The sequence below is a fragment of the Evansella sp. AB-P1 genome, from assembly GCF_029688925.1.
Lineage (GTDB): Bacteria > Bacillota > Bacilli > Bacillales > Salisediminibacteriaceae > Evansella.
This window is the reverse complement of sequence record NZ_JARUKY010000006.1, coordinates 47,078-65,178: the sequence shown is the minus strand read 5'-3', so window position 1 is coordinate 65,178 and position 18,101 is coordinate 47,078. Positions and strand designations below refer to the sequence as shown.

Annotated in this window: 19 protein-coding genes; 16 read left to right on the top strand and 3 right to left on the bottom strand. The window is 38.7% G+C overall.

What is annotated here, in order from left to right; genetic code table 11:
- Positions 1-70: 70 nt before the first annotated feature.
- Positions 71-487: a hypothetical protein gene (locus QA612_RS07450; RefSeq protein ID WP_278283161.1), complete on the bottom strand. Its 417-nt coding sequence runs from the start codon at positions 485-487 to the stop codon at positions 71-73.
- A gap of 502 nt (positions 488-989) precedes the next feature.
- On the opposite strand from QA612_RS07450, the gene QA612_RS07445 reads away from it, so the two are divergent.
- The 6 genes from QA612_RS07445 (at position 990) to QA612_RS07420 (ending at position 6,682) form a co-directional block, all read left to right on the top strand.
- The gene (locus tag QA612_RS07445; protein ID WP_347568861.1) at positions 990-1,538 is read left to right on the top strand and encodes a manganese efflux pump MntP; all 549 of its coding nucleotides are present in this window, start codon (positions 990-992) and stop codon (positions 1,536-1,538) included.
- Between the two features lie 349 nt (positions 1,539-1,887).
- A complete protein-coding gene (locus QA612_RS07440) occupies positions 1,888-2,547 on the top strand; it encodes a low molecular weight protein arginine phosphatase (RefSeq protein WP_278283160.1) in 660 nt (219 codons plus the stop codon).
- A gap of 35 nt (positions 2,548-2,582) precedes the next feature.
- Complete coding sequence (locus tag QA612_RS07435) at positions 2,583-3,881, top strand: methyl-accepting chemotaxis protein (RefSeq protein WP_278283158.1); 1,299 nt, start codon at positions 2,583-2,585, stop codon at positions 3,879-3,881.
- Between the two features lie 273 nt (positions 3,882-4,154).
- On the top strand, positions 4,155-4,607 hold the full coding sequence (gene rpiB, locus QA612_RS07430) for a ribose 5-phosphate isomerase B (RefSeq protein ID WP_278283157.1): 453 nt from the start codon (positions 4,155-4,157) through the stop codon (positions 4,605-4,607).
- 152 nt (positions 4,608-4,759) lie between these two features.
- Positions 4,760-5,314 (top strand): TIGR01440 family protein, encoded by a 555-nt coding sequence (locus tag QA612_RS07425; RefSeq protein WP_278283324.1) that lies wholly within the window; start codon positions 4,760-4,762, stop codon positions 5,312-5,314.
- 165 nt (positions 5,315-5,479) lie between these two features.
- On the top strand, positions 5,480-6,682 hold the full coding sequence (locus tag QA612_RS07420; RefSeq protein WP_481804425.1) for a serine hydroxymethyltransferase: 1,203 nt from the start codon (positions 5,480-5,482) through the stop codon (positions 6,680-6,682).
- A gap of 106 nt (positions 6,683-6,788) precedes the next feature.
- Here QA612_RS07420 and QA612_RS07415 read toward each other — a convergent pair whose 3' ends face one another.
- Both QA612_RS07415 and QA612_RS07410 read right to left on the bottom strand, forming a co-directional pair.
- Positions 6,789-7,313 carry a hypothetical protein gene (locus tag QA612_RS07415; RefSeq protein ID WP_278283155.1) on the bottom strand — a complete coding sequence of 175 codons (525 nt, stop codon included), beginning with the start codon at positions 7,311-7,313 and terminating at the stop codon, positions 6,789-6,791.
- Complete coding sequence (locus QA612_RS07410; RefSeq protein ID WP_278283154.1) at positions 7,270-7,551, bottom strand: hypothetical protein; 282 nt, start codon at positions 7,549-7,551, stop codon at positions 7,270-7,272. Before QA612_RS07410 ends, QA612_RS07415 begins: the two co-directional genes overlap by 44 nt.
- A 589-nt stretch (positions 7,552-8,140) precedes the next feature.
- On the opposite strand from QA612_RS07410, the gene upp reads away from it, so the two are divergent.
- From upp to atpG, 10 genes are all read left to right on the top strand, one after another.
- Positions 8,141-8,770 (top strand): uracil phosphoribosyltransferase, encoded by a 630-nt coding sequence (gene upp / locus QA612_RS07405; protein ID WP_278283153.1) that lies wholly within the window; start codon positions 8,141-8,143, stop codon positions 8,768-8,770.
- Between the two features lie 412 nt (positions 8,771-9,182).
- The gene (locus QA612_RS07400; protein WP_278283152.1) at positions 9,183-11,483 is read left to right on the top strand and encodes a S8 family serine peptidase; all 2,301 of its coding nucleotides are present in this window, start codon (positions 9,183-9,185) and stop codon (positions 11,481-11,483) included.
- An 899-nt stretch (positions 11,484-12,382) separates the two neighbouring features.
- Positions 12,383-12,616, top strand: a complete 234-nt coding sequence (locus QA612_RS07395) for an AtpZ/AtpI family protein (RefSeq protein ID WP_278283151.1) — start codon at positions 12,383-12,385, stop codon at positions 12,614-12,616.
- Positions 12,613-12,993 (top strand): ATP synthase subunit I, encoded by a 381-nt coding sequence (locus QA612_RS07390; RefSeq protein WP_278283150.1) that lies wholly within the window; start codon positions 12,613-12,615, stop codon positions 12,991-12,993. Before QA612_RS07395 ends, QA612_RS07390 begins: the two co-directional genes overlap by 4 nt.
- Positions 12,994-13,056: 63 nt before the next feature.
- The gene (gene atpB / locus QA612_RS07385) at positions 13,057-13,782 is read left to right on the top strand and encodes a F0F1 ATP synthase subunit A (RefSeq protein WP_278283149.1); all 726 of its coding nucleotides are present in this window, start codon (positions 13,057-13,059) and stop codon (positions 13,780-13,782) included.
- A 180-nt stretch (positions 13,783-13,962) separates the two neighbouring features.
- A complete protein-coding gene (gene atpE, locus QA612_RS07380; RefSeq protein WP_013490629.1) occupies positions 13,963-14,178 on the top strand; it encodes a F0F1 ATP synthase subunit C in 216 nt (71 codons plus the stop codon).
- Positions 14,179-14,405: 227 nt separating this feature from the next.
- The gene (gene atpF, locus QA612_RS07375) at positions 14,406-14,903 is read left to right on the top strand and encodes a F0F1 ATP synthase subunit B (protein WP_278283148.1); all 498 of its coding nucleotides are present in this window, start codon (positions 14,406-14,408) and stop codon (positions 14,901-14,903) included.
- Positions 14,900-15,454: a F0F1 ATP synthase subunit delta gene (locus QA612_RS07370; protein WP_278283147.1), complete on the top strand. Its 555-nt coding sequence runs from the start codon at positions 14,900-14,902 to the stop codon at positions 15,452-15,454. Before atpF ends, QA612_RS07370 begins: the two co-directional genes overlap by 4 nt.
- An 11-nt stretch (positions 15,455-15,465) precedes the next feature.
- Positions 15,466-16,971 carry a F0F1 ATP synthase subunit alpha gene (atpA, locus tag QA612_RS07365; RefSeq protein WP_278283146.1) on the top strand — a complete coding sequence of 502 codons (1,506 nt, stop codon included), beginning with the start codon at positions 15,466-15,468 and terminating at the stop codon, positions 16,969-16,971.
- 178 nt (positions 16,972-17,149) lie between these two features.
- Complete coding sequence (gene atpG, locus QA612_RS07360; protein WP_278283145.1) at positions 17,150-18,043, top strand: ATP synthase F1 subunit gamma; 894 nt, start codon at positions 17,150-17,152, stop codon at positions 18,041-18,043.
- Positions 18,044-18,101: the final 58 nt, after the last annotated feature.

Below are 18,101 nucleotides of genomic sequence, written 5' to 3'. Positions count from 1 at the left end.
ACGAGAAATTTTGCACCAAGGGGGATGAAAAATACTCATTAAGGTGGTTCATCCGTTACTGGCGAACGCTTTACGCGGGCAATGCTTTAACCTCCAGACGATACATTTTGTATACTGCTAAAGTACATTGTCCTGTCTCTGCCTCTGCAAGTGTTACCCTGATGGTTATATGCATCGAGACAACTCGAAGCTTATTCGTGAAATATATGCTCGTCGTTGGAGTCGTCGCCCTCCACTCCTGAACCGTTCTATTTTCAGGGAAGACGAAAGAAAGCGTCGGCCAATGTTCCCGCAATAGGAAAAGGAGATTTGCAGTCACATAGAAGGACGCCAATGAACCTGCAAACAGGAAAAAGAGATTTGCAGGCACATAGAAGGACGCCAATGAACCTGCAAAAGGGAAAAAGAGATTTGCAGTCACATAGAAGGACGCCAATGAACCTGCAAAAGGGAAAAAGAGATTTGCAGTCACATAGAAGGACGCCAATGAACCTGCAAAAGGGAAAAAGGAGATTCATCCGTTTCTTCCGGACGCTTTCACCACAGGCATAAGTGCGACATCTGTTCATGCTTCACAGTGTCTACTTTACCGTGGGGCACGGCCTTAACTTCCTAGCACTTACTCAGTAAATGGTAGGGGACTTTCGGTTCGTGCTGATTCCGCAAGAGTCGCTGCCTTCCAACTCGTGAACCGCCTATTTTCAGGGGAGACCTCTCATGCAAGTAATGACTTGCACCATGAAGGATGAAAAATATTCTATCTAGCCGCTTCATTCTTACCTCATTTTTGTTTTTCCATCGTTTGCGGGAAGAATATCGGCTTCATTCATCCCGCATTTTTGTTTTTCCCTGCTTACCGGGCTTCAAGAACGCTTCTTATTTTCAAGATAGACCATGAAAATCTCCTCAAATTTATTTCATTTAGTAAATTGGAAATAAAACTCCTAGGACATGCATAGAGTAGAATAGTTAGTCCAAGGGGTGATCACGTGGTAGGAGAGCTAATGGCAATTGGAGTAATGGCATTCGCCTTAAGTATGGATGCTTTTTCCCTTGCAATAGGAATGGGTGTTGTTGGCCTGCGATATAAACATATAGCAACCATAGGAATGACAGTAGGGGCTTTTCATGTTTGTATGCCTCTAATTGGCATTTTACTAGGTAAGTTGCTTTCTCAGTACATAGGAATATTTGCCTTCGTTCTAGGTGGAGCTGTCCTTATTTTTATAGGGGCACAGATGATTATATCCACATTTAAAAGCGAGAGGGAATCTGTTTTTAGTCCGGTGGGTCTTTTAGGACTTATTGTTTTTTCCTTAAGTGTAAGTATTGATAGCTTTTCTGCAGGCTTAAGCTTAGGGATGCTAGGAGCAAAAACGTGGGTTACACTAGTAGCCTTTGGCTGGATGAGTGCTCTTCTAACATGCTTTGGTTTAGTTTTAGGTAGAAAAATGGGGAACTGGTTTGGAGGCTATAGTGAATGGCTTGGAGGAACAATCCTAATCGCCTTTGGCCTAAAAATCATTTTTGCAGTATAGTCAAAAAATGGGTAAACCATGAACCGGGCTTAATTGAACCGGGTAGAACTGAACCTGGTCAAATTGAACTCGGTCTAAACGAACCGGGTACAAAAGCACCTTGTTCGAGCTCTCTCTCAAACCTCTCTCAAGCTCCTGAATCGAACCGGTTACAACTTCACCAAGTTCAGATTTATTGAAACTTCCTCTTTAATTGATTGAAAAAGTGGTGTTTAAAAATCTTCAAAGGGGAATATTTTCAAGGAGGAGCATATTTTATTAGCAATTTGGAAATTGTGGTAAAATAATATTTACAGTGTCATAATGGTAAAATTATCCGAAACAAGTAAGTTGGTGAGGAGTGTAGAAAGTGACAAATATTTTATTCGTATGTACTGGAAACACATGTCGTAGTCCATTGGCGGAAGCGATCGCAAAGCACAAAAAGTCAAATCGGAATGTAGAAGTGAAATCTGCTGGCATTCATGTAATGAATGGTATGCCGATGTCTGAAGGATCTAAAGCAGTTTTAGCAAACAAAGGCATTGAACAGGAACATCAGTCACAATTAATTAATGAAGAATTATTAGAATGGGCAGATGTAATATTAACGATGACAGAAAGCCATAAAAACGCTATTATTCAACGATTTCCAAAGAGGAACGATGAAATTTTTACACTAAAAGAATATATTTACGATGATGAAGAGACAAAGGAAAAGTTGGAGAAGATAAAACACCACATAGCACAACTCGAATTAAAAAGAGCTACATTTTTAGCTAACAATCAAGGGAAAGTGGAAGAATATAATGAAAATAAGGAAATATCAAACCAAGAGGAGTTTGAAGCTAAACTTTTAAAGGAAATACAGCCAGATCAAGAAGCAATTGATGAGCTTATGTCTCAAATACCATCTTTTGATATTATGGATCCTTACGGTGGAAACTACGAAATTTATGCTGAAACGTTAAAAGAAATAGAGGAAGCAATTGATAAGCTTTTTGAAAAACTAGACAAAGAAAATAACTAGTAGAACTTTAATTGGGGAAATGGGGAGAAGGGAATATGGAACAATCTAAAGTTACATTTGCATTTAGTTTACGGAAAAAGATGGTACTAGGTATATGCACTGTTGCGTTAATTACGTACGGGATCAGTGCATTTTTTTTGTTTTACTTAAGTGAGGTTTTGGGGACTTTACTTGGGGTAAATGAAAATATGGTGACCATCACAGTTCTTCTATTAGGGGTTATATGGTGTGGAATATTAGGGTATATTGGGGCTACATTTTTAACAAAACCGATTAACAGGCTAGAGAAAGCTGCTCGTAAAATAGCGGAAGGGGATATGACAGAGGAAATTTCAGTCCCTAAATCCGATGATGAGCTTAAAGCTTTAACATTATCTTTTAAAAAAATGGTTGAAAATCTACGTGAAATAGTTAGCGATATTCAGGAAAACTTTAATCATACTAATGAAATTGTAGAGGAAATTAGGGAAGCCTCCGGAACAGCAGCTCAACAGTCAGAAAGTATTACAAATCACATGGAGGAAATGGCAGCAGGTGCAAATGGAGCACATACCTCTACTCGTAAAATAGCGGAAGCATTAGAGAATGTCACCAAAATAGCGGCCGATGTTGAAGACCATGCATTTAGCTCGAACCAATTATCTAATGAAATGGTACAAGTCCTTGATGAGAGTAAGGAGGTCGTTCATTCCTTAGTGGATGGCATTCAAATATTAGCTAATAATAATCAATCATCGTTAAAGAGTGTTCAGCGATTAGATGTCCATGCAAATAAGGTGGAGGAAATTCTGACTGTCGTTGGTGACATGGCAAATCAAACAAATCTATTGGCTCTTAACGCATCTATCGAAGCAGCAAGAGCAGGTGAACAAGGAAAAGGTTTTGCAGTTGTGGCTGAAGAAGTACGGAAGCTTGCGGACGAAAGTAGCCAAGCTGTCAATGGAATTGCAGAACTAGTAACGAATATTCAAAAGGAAGTTAACGAAGTTGTTCGTCAAATCACCGAGCAAGTTGATGGGGCAAATAAAGAAGCGGAAAAAGGCACCAGAACAAAGATTGCAATAGCTGAAATGTCAAAATCAGTGAATGGTGTAGCTTTAGCGATAACGGAAATATTGCAGTTGGTGAAAGAGCAAATAAAAGAAATTGAAACGACAGCACAACAATCGGAGGACATTGTTGGTATTGCAAATAATACTGCTGCAGGTGCACAAGAAGTACTTTCCTCAACAGAGGAACAGTCTGCATTTATGGAAGAAATTGCATCATCTACGGAAGTTTTATCGGAGCAAGCAAATAAACTAAGAAAAACGATCAATCAATTCACAGTTTAAAGCATTTTCCGAATGATAATTCGAGGCAGGAGTCACCGCCTTCCCTTTCCACTGCTGAACTGTTCCTATTTTAAGGGTAGACCGTAATTAAATAAAATTATAGAATAAGCTATGAAAGAAAATGGATTACATAGTTAAAAATAAGGAATGGTAAAGTATAACAAAAGTTTTGAATCAGCATGTATAATGAAATAACCTCACATTGTAAGGGGTTAAAGTGTAAGTTTTAGAAAGATAGTGGGTAATAAGCAGATTTTTAGGAGGAATAAAGAAATGAAAGTAGCGATTGGATCAGATCATGGAGGATTCCATTTAAAAGAAGAAATCATTTCACTTTTGAAGGAATTGAATATTGATTATAAAGATGTAGGCTGTGACTGTGATGACTCAGTAGATTACAGTGATTATGGCTTACCTGTTGCTGAAATGGTTGCTAATGGTGAAGTAGACCGAGGTATATTAATTTGTGGGACAGGAATAGGCATGTCTATTGCAGCGAACAAAGTAAAAGGAGTTCGTTGCGCACTCGTACATGACTTATTTTCGGCAAAAGCAACAAGAGAACATAATGACACTAATGTTTTAGCTATGGGAGCAAGAGTAATTGGTCCGGGACTTGCAACAGAAATTGCCCGTGTATGGCTATCTACAGATTTTGAAGGTGGACGTCACGGAAGACGAATCAGTAAAATTAGTGAATATGAAACAAGAGTTACAGGAGGATGAGCTTTTTAGCTCCATCCTTCCTTTTTTAAAGGAAAGCGAAGTGGGATGTAACGAATGAATAGAAATTCTCTATATTAGGATCAGCTATTTTCACGGTAGCCTAATTAATTGATGACAAACAACGGGGAGGACTCCAGTTGAATTTTCAAGACATGGAAAAAGCACTGCATGAAGCACTCGACGATTTACAAAAAGCAGCAAAGCTAGAAAAAGGAAAGCTTCTTATTGTGGGAACGAGTACAAGTGAAGTGATAGGAGAACATATAGGTAGTGCAGGTTCAAAGGAAGTGGCAGAATCGATCTGGAAGGTCCTTCGTGAATTTCAACAGAAGACAAACGTTTCGTTAGCGTTCCAATGCTGTGAGCATTTAAACCGAGCTATTGTAGTGGAAAAAGAATGGAGTCAAACTCACCGTATTGACGTTGTATCTGCTATTCCAATTCCAGGTGCAGGTGGATCAATGGCAGCTTTAGCATATGAAAAACTAACTTCCCCTGTCGTCGTAGAAGAAATTCAAGCGGATGCTGGTATTGATATTGGAGATACACTAATTGGTATGCATTTAAAAAAAGTAGCAGTCCCAATCCGAAGTAAGGTGAAAAGTATAGGTGAGGCCCACTTATCAATGGCCATAACGCGACCAAAACTAATAGGTGGGGAAAGAGCAGTGTATCAAACGTCACAAAATGAACAAAATTGTCATTAATGATTGAAAAATTAGTTATTTTGAGGGAAGATAGAACAATGAAGAAAATCCGATCCTATAAATGAATAGGTGAGGTAATTATAAGGAGTGAATGAACAGGTGACAACAACAAATGGGCAATTACTAGGACAAGTTCAAAAGCAAGACGTTGATGTTTTTAAAGCAATGGAGGCAGAACTTAAGCGTCAACAAACAAACATTGAATTAATCGCTTCAGAAAACTTTGTATCAAGAGCAGTAATGGAAGCGCAGGGATCTGTGTTAACAAACAAATATGCAGAAGGCTATCCAAACAAACGATACTATGGTGGTTGTGAACACGTAGATGTCGTTGAAGATATTGCTAGAGATCGTGCAAAAGAACTTTTTGGTGCTGAGTATGTAAATGTACAACCTCATTCTGGCGCTCAAGCAAACATGGGAGTTTATTTTACAATCCTTGAGCATGGCGATAATGTTTTAGGAATGAACCTTTCCCATGGTGGACACCTCACTCACGGTAGCCCAGTAAACTTTAGTGGAAAGCAATACAACTTTGTTGACTACGGTGTTGACGAAAAAACAGGTTACATTAATTATGAAGACGTTCGTGCAAAGGCAGTAGAGCATAAGCCAAAGCTAATCGTTGCAGGTGCCAGTGCATACCCGAGAGAAATCGATTTTTCTAAGTTCCGTGAAATTGCTGACGAAGTAGGAGCATATTTTATGGTAGATATGGCTCACATCGCAGGTCTTGTTGCTACTGGATTACATCCAAACCCTGTGCCATATGCTGATTTTGTAACAACTACAACACATAAAACATTACGTGGCCCTCGTGGTGGAATGATTTTATGTAAAGAAGAATTTGGTAAAAAGATTGATAAAGCGATCTTCCCAGGCCTTCAAGGTGGACCACTTATGCACGTAATCGCTGCAAAGGCTGTTGCATTAGGTGAAGCTTTAGGAGAAGACTTCAAAACATATGCACAACAAGTAAAAGATAATGCTGTTTCACTAGCGAAAGCATTGACAGAAGAAGGAATCGATCTTGTTTCAGGTGGTACAGATAATCATCTCGTATTACTAGACCTACGTAACTTAGGAATCACTGGAAAAATTGCAGAAGAAGCTCTTGATGAAGTAGCTATTACTACAAACAAAAATACCATTCCTTTCGATCCTGAAAGCCCGTTCGTAACAAGTGGACTTCGAATCGGTACAGCAGCTGCTACATCACGTGGTTTTGATGAAGAAGCAATGGCTAAAACTGGCCAAATTATCGCTTCCGTTCTAAAAGCACCAGAAAACGAGGAAGTAAAAGCACAAGCAAGAAAAGATGTGGAAGAATTAACATCCCGCTTCCCACTTTATGCAGATTTAGTGTAATGTTCTGATCATAAAAGTAGGCCTGACCATTTGTTTTGGTTAGACCTGCTTTTTGCTTTTTATGAAGATTGTTTTTTCATAATGGAGTTATATGCTTTCAATTAGGTCAAATGTGTCGGAATTGTAGACATGGCGCGATTAAGTCGAGAAGTGGCGCAATAAAGTTGTGAATCGGCGCGATTAAGTGCGGAAGTGGCGCGAAAAAGATGTGAAACGGCGCGATTAAGTCGAGAAGTGGCGCAATAAAGTTGTGAATCGGCGCGATTAAGTCGAGAAGAGGCGCAATAAAGTTGTGAATCGGCGCGATTAAGTCGAGAAGTGGCGCAATAAAGGTGTAAAACGGCGCGATTAAGTCGAGAAGAGGCGCAATAAAGGTGTAAAACGGCGCAATTAAGTCGAGAAGAGGCGCAATAAAGGTGTAAAACGGCGCAATTAAGGCAGGAAGAGGCGCAAAAAAGATGTGAAACGGCGCAATGAAGTCAGGAAGAGGCGCAATAAAGGTGTAAAACGGCGCAATTAAGGCAGGAACCAGCACAATAAGCTGTAATTTACCAAAAATATTTATTAAAGCACCTACTTGATTCAATTTAAAATACAAAAAGATGACTGATGACAGCAACAGCTGTTCCAATATATACTATATTCCTCTTTGTTTTTCCGTTATTCTTAGGTTTTAACAAAAAAGCAATCAGTAAGCCAATAGGGATTGGAATAAATCCATACCAATAAATAAATGATCCTAATAAAAAATACCCTATCATCTTTAAAATGAGCATTTCTTCCTCTTTGTTAGCGGCTGATAAATAACCATACGTTGCTACTCCAATAATCGGAAAGATATAAATGGGAAAAAATAATAAAGAGTTCATGTCCTTCGTCCTTTACTGTCCGTATTGTCCCCTTTTAATGAATGGAACTTACCTATGACCAATACTTCTGAGCTAAAAGAAGGTTCAGATAAAAAATAAGCATTAAGTTTATCATTCCCTTGATATTAACAAATTTTTTGTGAAAACTATATGTATGTGTTTGAAAAGAGTTTCACTGAAAGCTTGAATTACGTCCCACCTTCATAATGAAAGCAAAAAAATGTGTCACCTTATCGTCAATTCTTTATATATTATGGCTTGAATCATTACTCCTTTTTATGTAGAATTTTCAAAGGGCATGGATGAAGCCTTTAAAGAAGAGAATATAGATAACTATACAGAAGGACAAGCAGTGAGAAATATTGAATGTTCATCTAAATAGAAGCTTTTAATGCTTTTCCATTCACTTACCCTGCCCATTCGATTAATTACAAAAAATAACAAAGACATCTATGCTAATTAAATGTGTACTATGATAGTGAAAAAGGACATACCACTAAGTTTTTCTTCACTTTTAGTGTTTAATTAGGAAAGACAATGTTTTTCTAGGGTTACCAAAGTACAATAAATGTAAAAAGGAGCGCGAAAAATGAGTAGAGTATATGTGTTCGACCATCCCCTTATTCAACATAAGTTAACGTACATACGTGATAAAAAAACAGGTACAAAGGAATTTCGTGAATTAGTTGATGAGGTAGCAGGTTTAATGGCCTTTGAAATTACGAGAGATCTTCCTTTGCAGGAAGTAGAAGTAGAAACCCCAGTAGGAATGGCGAAAAGCAAGCTATTAGCTGGGAAAAAATTAGGCTTAGTTCCTATTTTAAGAGCTGGTTTAGGTATGGTAGATGGCATTTTAAATTTAATTCCAGCTGCAAAGGTTGGACACGTTGGTCTCTATCGTGATCCTGAAACATTAGAGCCGGTAGAGTATTACGTAAAGCTTCCAAAGGACATTGAAGAAAGAGAGCTTATTGTCATTGACCCGATGCTTGCCACTGGAGGATCTGCTGTGGAAGCAATTAATTCAATAAAAAAACGTGGTGCAAAAAACATTAAGTTAATGTGTCTCGTAGCGGCACCTGAGGGAGTAGCTGCAGTAGAAAAAGCACATCCAGAGGTGGATATTTTCCTTGCAGCAATGGATGAAAAATTAAATGAAAAAGGCTACATCGTCCCTGGCTTAGGAGATGCAGGAGATCGCCTTTTCGGAACAAAATAATTAATTAGTTAATAAAGACTAAATTACTTCGAATAACAGAAGTGATTTGGTCTTTTTTACTTGATAAAGCGAGAGCCACCGCATTTTTGTGAAACCTCATCAATTTCCCCCATCATTGCATGAAATTACTTGAATCATGGAATGATAAGTGAAAACTAAATGTAACAACTCGAAAGTATGTAGTGGAATTGCACATCGTAACCTAAAGGTCTAATTCCGAATCCTAACTATAAACAATTCCTAAAGTACGGGAATCATGTGAACCCTAAAACGTGTTATTTTCCCATAATTAAAGACTGAGTTAAAGAATAGTGTTGATTTGAAGCGTTCTAGACGAACGGAAGGCAGCAAAATCGAGAAAAATAAAATTAGAATCCGTTCGTTCACTACTAAATAGAGGTGATGGGTAAAGATGACCAAAACAACTTGGAAAACAATCTTATTTGTTTTTCTAACGATGACGATAGCCGTTTCACCCATCCATCAAATGGGGTCGGCTGAACCACTCTTAGATACACAATCAACAGACACCGTATTTTATCCAAACCGACCAGACTTACCAGATAGAGAAAATGAGTCGGCTATTTTTATTATAGAAACGAAGGAAAACCATAGTGCATTAGAAGCCATTGAAAGAGTGCAATCGGAAATACCGTCAATGACAGTAAGAAAAACATTTACAACCCTTTATAATGGGTTTTCTGTGGAACTTCTTCGGAAGGATGTCGAAAGACTTAAAAGCCTAGAATGTATTAATCGCATTGATGAAGTAGCTTATTATGAACCTTCATTAGATGAGAGTGTACCGTTTATTGGTGGAGATGAAATCCGCCAAATGCTTGATGAAGAAGGGGAAAACTTAACAGGAAAAGGGGTAAAAGTAGCAGTTATAGATACTGGAATGGATTACGAGCATCCAGATTTAAAGGACAGCTATTATGGCGGTTACGATGTTATAGATGAAGATGATGATCCAATGGAAACGAAACAAGAGCAAGGGATGCCCACTATTCATGGAACACACGTGGCAGGAATAATTGCTGCGAACGGAAAATTAAAGGGCGTCGCACCAGATGCAGAAATCTACGCATATCGAACCCTTGGGCCAACAGGTATGGGAACAACAGAGCAAGTCATTTCCGCTATTGAAAAAGCAGTAGAGGACGGAGTGGATATCCTAAATCTTTCTTTAGGGAACACGGTTAACGGACCTGACTGGCCAACGAGTGTGGCCCTAGATAAGGCAGTGGAAAAGGGAGTAGTAGCCGTTACCTCTAATGGAAATAGTGGGCCAAATTTGTGGACAGTGGGCTCCCCTGGAACTTCAACAAAGGCCATTTCTGTAGGGGCATCCACTCCACCAATGAGAGTACCATATTTAACATTAGGTCCAAACGATGATCATGAAGTTCCAATCCTTCCAATGCAGAGATCTCAAAAATGGGAATTTAAGCGGTCCTATCCGTTAGAATTTGTAGACTTAGGGAAGGAAGAGGATTACGAGGATAAAAATGTGGCAGGGAAAATCGTCCTTGCTGAACGGGGGCAAATTAGTTTTACCTATAAAGCAAAAATAGCAAAAAAAGCTGGAGCTGAAGCTGTCATTGTTTATAACCATTCAGACGGAGAGTTCGCAGGTATGCTTGAGGAGCCAGTAGATATTCCAGTAGTAAGTGTATCAAAGGAAGTAGGCGAACGATTTAAAGAGGAGTTAAACAAGAAAAAGGACGTTTTCATTCAAACGATCTATCGAGAGGAAGAGGATTTCATTGCACCATTTAGCTCTAGAGGTCCCGTGACACATACTTGGGATATTAAGCCGGACTTAGTTGCACCAGGTGTGGCCATTGATAGTACAATTCCGAGAGGCTATCTTGATTTAAATGGAACAAGCATGTCGGCTCCACACGTGGCTGGTGCTGCTGCTTTAATAAAACAAAAGCATCCAGATTGGACACCAGAGCAGATCAAGGCTGCATTAATGAATACTGCAAAACCGATTGTCGATCGTGAAGGCAAAGAATATCCACCTCACGTTCAAGGAACTGGTCGACTGCAGTTGTTGGATGCATTAAATGCAAAAACACTCGTTTATCCGGGATCCCTTACGTTTGGGAAATGGTTAAGGACAGACAGTCGTTTAGAAAAAACAGTAGAAATTACGATAGAAAATAACTCAGGTGAACGGAAGCGATATACAGTAGAGCCACCATTTCAAGTACCAGACGGCATTCAATGGAAGGTACCATTTTCTCTCTACTTATCACCCGGAGAAAAAAAGACTGTTCCTATTACGATGGACGTTTTCCCATCTGTTTTTACAGAAGGAATTTATCACGACGTCATTAAAGTAAAAAGTGGCAGTGAAACAGTTCGAGTTCCATATATGTTTTTTGTGGAGGAGCCAGAGTATCCAAGATTAATGGCCTTTAACTTTGAACAAAAAACAGAACCACAGACATTCCATTATGAAGTTTACTTTCCAGGTGGAGCTGATCAATTTGGTATTGCTTTGTATGACCCTGACACGTTCCAATTTATTAAATATATAGATGTTCAATCAGAAATTGATCGTGGTATGTTTGAGCAGGATGTAAGTGTCGAAGGAATTGAACCTGGTATCTATAAAGCCCTTATCTTTGCTGAAAAAGAAGGACACGAAGATACCATCGTAAAAGACATTTATATCGGTGGTTGGGAGCAGTTGGATTAAAAAAATAAAATCCTGTGAGATGGGGAGGGGAATGATAAAATTCCCTCCCCATCTTAGTTAAGTAATTTCTAACGTATATATTACGGCTGAACTGTGGCGTAATTAATTCATCAGTAACCGATGAACCTTAGTAAGAACATATTCATCCTCTATAGCAAAACGAACCGGGTACAATCGAAGCAGGTACCAAAACCCCCGGTTCAAACCGAGAGCATAACAGAGCCTGAGGTAGTATGAACCAGGGCAAAACGAAGCAGATTAAAATCACCAATATAGAAAAGGAAAAACCCATTAAGCAAATTTCCCCTTCTGCATGTAACGTATGAACACCTTAGAAAGAAAATATCCATCCCCCATGCTGCAAAATCCCCCACTTGCACTCACACTATACAAAAACCAAAACCCCCAGTGAAAATAAAAGCATACAAGAATCCCCTTATCCCCTTAAACCCTCTTCTACAAAAAACTACACTAACCAATACATATTATGACAAAAACATCCATAAAATAGAAAATAGTCCAGAACAACATTTCCAAATCCGAAAGAAAAAAACATCGAATAAAGGGGCATCACACAAATTTTACATTGATTTAACAATGGAAATAGGAATAATAAAAAGACAGAAAATTCAAACTTTATTTTATTGATAAAATAGTAGGACAGTAGTCCATTTTTTATGTATAATATGAATTGTGTCCTTTATGTGAATTATATATCAAATTTTTGTGAACAAGAAAGCGCTTAACATCGTTACATCACTGTTTTTTCTTCGTTTGTATCATTTGAATATAATTGACAGAAGTTAAAATCTATTGGTACGATTACATAGGATATTGCGCATGTAGAATAATATCGTTACATAGTACACATTACTCGCGTCATACTAAGGGTGAGGTTGATGTCAGATTCTACTAAATTTCGCAAGACGATAAAAGGTATTGCGTTAATGACAACAATAAGCTCTTACTTAGTAGGATCCATTTTAGCAGGGGTGTTCCTCGGGAGATGGATTGACGAAAAGTACGATGGAAACGGAATTTTTCTTGCACTAGGGGCTGTACTTGGGATTAGCTCTGCGATTGTTGGAATTTATTTTGCAGTCCGCAAATTTTTAGGAGACGAATCGACATGATGGATTACAGTGCAGTAGCGAAAAGGTACACAATTTTTACCGTCTCAATTATATTACTTTTCCTACTAGTAGCCTTACTATTTCCGAACTCTCCTTTATTTTTAGGAATCGCATTCGGAGCAAGCTTTAGTTTACTAAATTTAATCAATACATATTTACAAGTAAAACGAATCGGTGAAGCAATGGACGGAATGAAAAAACCTGGTTTATTCATTTTCGGAACATTAACGCGAATTATCGCCGCAGTAGCCGCAGTGGCTGTCGCAATGCGTTTTCCAGAATATCTACAGATCGAAGGTGTTCTCATAGGCTTAACAGTAACCTATGTGATTATACTATTAGAACCTATGTTCCACATGAAGCGCCTAAATCAATAAGTGTTCATATTTTTCTAAAATATGCACAAACCTAGAGTATCATAGAAAAGAGGTGAGTCTCGTTTGGATAACAAAAAACCAGTAATAGAACTTTTTGATAACCCTTGGTTGAAGGTAGACCTTACAGGAATCTTTATGACAACAGTCGTCATGCTCATTGTCTTTTTGGTCCTCTTCTTTATGTCAAGGAAGATCAAAATGTATCCTACGGGTGCGCAAAATGCCTTAGAGTATTTAGTCCAATTTATTAAAAACATTATTAGTACAAATATGGATTGGAAGCAAGGTAAGCATTTCGTAGTACTAGGTGTAACATTAATTTTATACGTATTTGTAGCCAACATGGCGGGGTTACCGTTTGAGTTAGCTACAAAAACAGAACACTATGTGTATTGGCACTCGCCAACAGCAGATCCAGTACTAACTATTTCATTAGCAGCTTTCATTATCATATTAACCCATTATTATGGACTAAAATTAAAAGGGCCAAAGGAATACGGGAAGGACTATTTCCGTCCAGTACCATTCTTATTCCCATTTAAAATTATTGAGGACTTTTCCAACACCCTCACGCTTGGAATGCGTTTATATGCAAACGTATTTGCAAAAGAAGTGCTCATGGTTATGTTAGTTGGACTAGGTGCAAGTGCTGCAGCCTGGGGTGTGGCAATGTTCTTACCGCTTGTTGCATTACAAGTATTCGGTTTGTTCATTGGTTCCCTTCAAGCATTCATATTCTGTATGCTAACAATGGTTTATATGTCACATAAAGTGAGTGAAGACCATTAAAGGACAGGTGAAGAATATTCGCCCGTCAATGAGACAAGCTCTGATAGTGTAAAAAGAACACGAAAGAAAAATCAACAATGTTTCAACGTAAATCACGGTAATATTGCTCTTATACATAGGGGCGTTACAAATAAAAAAACTAATTATATTGTATGGGAAACTAAAGGAGGATATTAAATCATGGAATTTCTTTCAGTAGCAATAGTTGCAAGTATCGCTGCGGTGGCAGGTGCATTTGGTGTAGCAATCGTAGTACGTAGTGTAGTTCAAGGAGTAACTCGTCAACCAGAAATGAGAGGGCCACTTCAATTACTATTATTCATTGGTGCTCCATTAGTAGAGGCGATTCCTATCTTTGCTATCGTTATTGCCTTCATGTTATTAGGTAATATTTAAGATACCCCTTTTTGAAATGATGCTAATTTGGCGGAGAACGTTATACATACACTCTTCGCCATTCCTTTTATCCTTTAAAACTCTAACTAGATAATGAGAGGAAATAGGAAAAGAGGAATGCTGTCTGTAGGAACTAGGCTTAAGCTTAGTTATCATCAAACACATAATTAATACATCAGACACTGATGTTTTTCTTACCATTATTGTAGATGAAGGGGGCGAAATCGTTGTTTGATCTTCAAGATATTGCATGGATTAACGCTGGTTATCAGCTTTTAGCTTTTTTATTCCTTATGTTCTTATTGAAAAAGTTTGCACTTGGACCAATTATTAACATGATGGAAAAACGTGAAAATCATATCGCTGATCAAATAGCTTCTGCGGAAAAAAACCGTAAAGAAGCAGAAAAATATTTAGCAGAACAACGGGAAGCTATTCAAGACGCCCGTCGTGAAGCAAAGGAAATTATCGAAAATACAACTAAATTAAGTCAGCAACAAGCGGAGGAAGTCATTGCAGATGCAAGAAAAGAAGCAGACCGCTTGAAGCGATCAGCACTAGCTGAAATTAACCAAGAAAAAGAACAAGCCATCTCTGCGCTTCGTGAGCAAGTTTCTACTTTATCAATTCTTGTAGCAACAAAAGTGATTGAAAAAGAGTTAGACGAGAAGGAGCAGGATAAGCTCATTCAAGAAACTCTTAAAGAAGTGGGCGAAGAACTATGAGAAGGCATCCAATAGGTTTTCGTTATGCCAGTGCTCTTTTTGAGTGCGCACAGGAAAAAAATCTTCTAGATCAAATGGAACAAGAGCTAGAAGCTGTGTTACGAGTTTTTAAAGATACGAACCTTCTTGACGAAGTGTTTAGACATCCGAAAATCACAAACGAAGAAAAAAAGAAGATGGTTACAGATCACTTTTCTGGTCATGTTAGCCCATACGTATTAAATTTGTTGCTTCTTCTCATCGATAAAAAACGTGAAGATATTTTTCCAGCTATCGTGAAAGACTTTAAAGGTCTAGTAAACGATGCAAAAGGTATCGCAGAGGCAACCGTTTTTACGGCTAAGGCTATGTCAGATGAACAAAAAGCAGCCGTAAGCCAGATCTTTTCTATTAAAACTGGAAAGCAAACGCTTCTCATTAATAATATTGTAGACAAAGATATTATCGGCGGACTAAAAGTTAGAATCGGTGATAGTGTTTATGATGCAAGCGTATCCAGCCAATTGGAACGCTTACAACAGCGTATGATTTATGGGAACGTTAGTAGATAGGGGTGAACGTAATGAGCATCAGAGCCGATGAAATCAGCTCTTTAATAAAAAAGCAGATTGAAGGATATCAATCTGAAATGGAAGTCAGCGATGTTGGTACCGTCATCCGTGTTGGTGATGGAATCGCAGTTGCTCACGGTCTCGAAAACGTTATGGCTGGTGAGCTATTAGAATTTACAAACGGTGTTATGGGGATGGCACAAAACCTCGAAGAAAACACTGTAGGTATCATTATCCTTGGACCTTACACAGAAATTCGTGAAGGAGACGAGGTTCGCCGAACTGGACGTATTATGGAGGTTCCAGTAGGAGAACAACTTTTAGGACGTGTAGTTAATCCATTAGGTCAACCATTAGATGGACAAGGACCAATTGAAACGTCCAAAACTAGACCGATTGAAAGCGAAGCACCAGGAGTTATGGATCGTAAATCTGTACACGAACCACTACAAACAGGTATTAAATCTATCGACGCTTTAATTCCTATCGGTCGTGGTCAACGTGAGTTAATTATCGGTGACCGTCAAACAGGTAAAACGGCTATCGCCATCGATACAATTTTAAATCAAAAAAACGAAGACATGATTTGTATTTACGTTGCAATCGGACAAAAAGAATCTACGGTAGCCGGTGTAGTTGAAACATTACGCAAACACGGCGCTTTAGATTACACAATCGTTGTAACAGCAAGTGCATCTCAGCCTGCACCATTATTATTCCTAGCACCATACGCAGGGGTAACAATGGGAGAAGAATTCATGTATAACGGAAAGCACGTACTGGTAATTTACGATGACTTAACAAAACAAGCATCAGCATACCGTGAGCTTTCCCTATTATTACGCCGTCCTCCAGGTCGTGAAGCATATCCAGGGGATGTATTCTATCTTCACTCCCGTTTACTTGAACGTGCAGCGAAGCTAAGTGATGCAAAAGGAGCAGGTTCATTAACAGCCCTTCCTTTTATTGAAACACAAGCTGGGGATATCTCTGCATATATTCCTACGAATGTAATTTCCATCACAGATGGTCAAATTTTCTTGCAGTCAAACCTTTTCTTCGCGGGTATTCGTCCTGCCATTGACGCAGGTTTATCCGTATCTCGAGTTGGTGGATCTGCACAAATAAAAGCAATGAAAAAGGTTGCCGGTACTTTACGTCTTGACTTAGCTTCTTATCGTGAATTAGAGGCATTTACACAGTTCGGTTCTGACTTAGACAAAGCAACACAGGCTAAATTAAACCGTGGTGCCCGTACCGTTGAAGTATTAAAGCAAGGACTTCACCAACCACTTGCTGTAGAAAAACAAGTAGTTATCCTTTTCGCATTAACAAAAGGTCATTTAGATGATATTAATGTAGAAGACATTCAACGCTTTGAATCAGAATTATTTACTTTCTTAGAGCACAACAACCGTGAGCTTCTAGATGTAATTAAGAATACTGGAAATCTTCCTGATGCAGGAGATTTATCGAAAGCGATTGATACATTTAAACAAACATTCACTGAAGCTTAAAACCTTCGGATAATAGATAATAGTAAACGAACGGCAAGCGATAATGACAGAAAAGCTTAGACTGTGAGAAAAGGAATACGAGCTTCAAAGTACGAACAAAGTACCAACCTGAAGATCGTCCTTTCTCCTCCCTTTTCTATCATTTAATGGAGTTTGTAAGTAAAGGTGGTGAACAACGGTGGCATCATTAAGAGATATAAAGTCAAGAATTGGGTCCACGAAGAAAACGAAGCAGATCACAAAGGCCATGCAAATGGTTTCAGCTGCAAAGTTGAATCGTGCTCAAACAAAGGCTACATCCTTTGTCCCGTATACGGAGAAAATTCGCGAAGTAGTATCTAGTATTGCTTCAGGAACAGAAACAGCAATCTCCCACCCTATGCTGGAGTCACGGGATGAAGTGAAGAAAACTGCATACATTGTCATCACGTCCGATCGTGGACTATGTGGTGCGTATAACAGTGGACTTCTACGTAAAACGTTGCAAATTATAAACGAAAGACACGAATCTCCTGAAGAGTACGGTTTGATCGTCATGGGAAGAATCGGGCGAGATTTTTTCAAAAAACGAGGTATGCCAATTTTTCAGGAAATTGTGGGCTTACACGATCAACCAGAATATGCAGACATTAAAAACATTGCATCTACAACGATCGACATGTTTTCAGACGGCATATTCGATGAAATCTATCTCCATTATAACCACTTTATTAGTGCCATCAGTCAGCAAGTAACGGAAACGAAGCTTCTACCACTGAACGAATTTGGTGGCAATGGAGAAGACAACGATAGCGAAAACACAAATGCGAACGTAATGGAATATATTTATGAACCGAATCCAGAAGAAATTCTGGAGCAAATGCTACCGCATTATGCTGAAAGCTTAATTTACGGGGCATTACTTGATGCAAAGGCAAGTGAGTTCGGAGCTCGAATGACTGCCATGAGTGCTGCAACAGATAACGCATCGGATCGCATTGATGAATTAACATTAATCTATAACCGTGCGAGACAAGCAGCCATCACACAAGAAATCAACGAAATCGTTGGTGGAGCATCAGCCCTCGAATAATAAAGTATTTCAATCAATTGGATATTAGTGGAATTTCTGCACTGCCTTTGTGGATTTT

What these genes read in the sequence shown, in the direction of transcription:
- QA612_RS07435 (WP_278283158.1), top strand. Translation starts at nt 2,583, where the DNA reads ATGGAACAATCTAAAGTTACATTTGCATTTAGTTTACGGAAAAAGATG.
- rpiB (WP_278283157.1), top strand. Translation starts at nt 4,155, where the DNA reads ATGAAAGTAGCGATTGGATCAGATCATGGAGGATTCCATTTAAAAGAA.
- QA612_RS07425 (WP_278283324.1), top strand. Translation starts at nt 4,760, where the DNA reads ATGGAAAAAGCACTGCATGAAGCACTCGACGATTTACAAAAAGCAGCA.
- QA612_RS07420 (WP_481804425.1), top strand. Translation starts at nt 5,480, where the DNA reads ATGGAGGCAGAACTTAAGCGTCAACAAACAAACATTGAATTAATCGCT.
- QA612_RS07410 (WP_278283154.1), bottom strand. Translation starts at nt 7,551, where the DNA reads ATGAACTCTTTATTATTTTTTCCCATTTATATCTTTCCGATTATTGGA.
- upp (WP_278283153.1), top strand. Translation starts at nt 8,141, where the DNA reads ATGAGTAGAGTATATGTGTTCGACCATCCCCTTATTCAACATAAGTTA.
- QA612_RS07400 (WP_278283152.1), top strand. Translation starts at nt 9,183, where the DNA reads ATGACCAAAACAACTTGGAAAACAATCTTATTTGTTTTTCTAACGATG.
- QA612_RS07395 (WP_278283151.1), top strand. Translation starts at nt 12,383, where the DNA reads ATGTCAGATTCTACTAAATTTCGCAAGACGATAAAAGGTATTGCGTTA.
- QA612_RS07390 (WP_278283150.1), top strand. Translation starts at nt 12,613, where the DNA reads ATGATGGATTACAGTGCAGTAGCGAAAAGGTACACAATTTTTACCGTC.
- atpE (WP_013490629.1), top strand. Translation starts at nt 13,963, where the DNA reads ATGGAATTTCTTTCAGTAGCAATAGTTGCAAGTATCGCTGCGGTGGCA.
- QA612_RS07370 (WP_278283147.1), top strand. Translation starts at nt 14,900, where the DNA reads ATGAGAAGGCATCCAATAGGTTTTCGTTATGCCAGTGCTCTTTTTGAG.
- atpA (WP_278283146.1), top strand. Translation starts at nt 15,466, where the DNA reads ATGAGCATCAGAGCCGATGAAATCAGCTCTTTAATAAAAAAGCAGATT.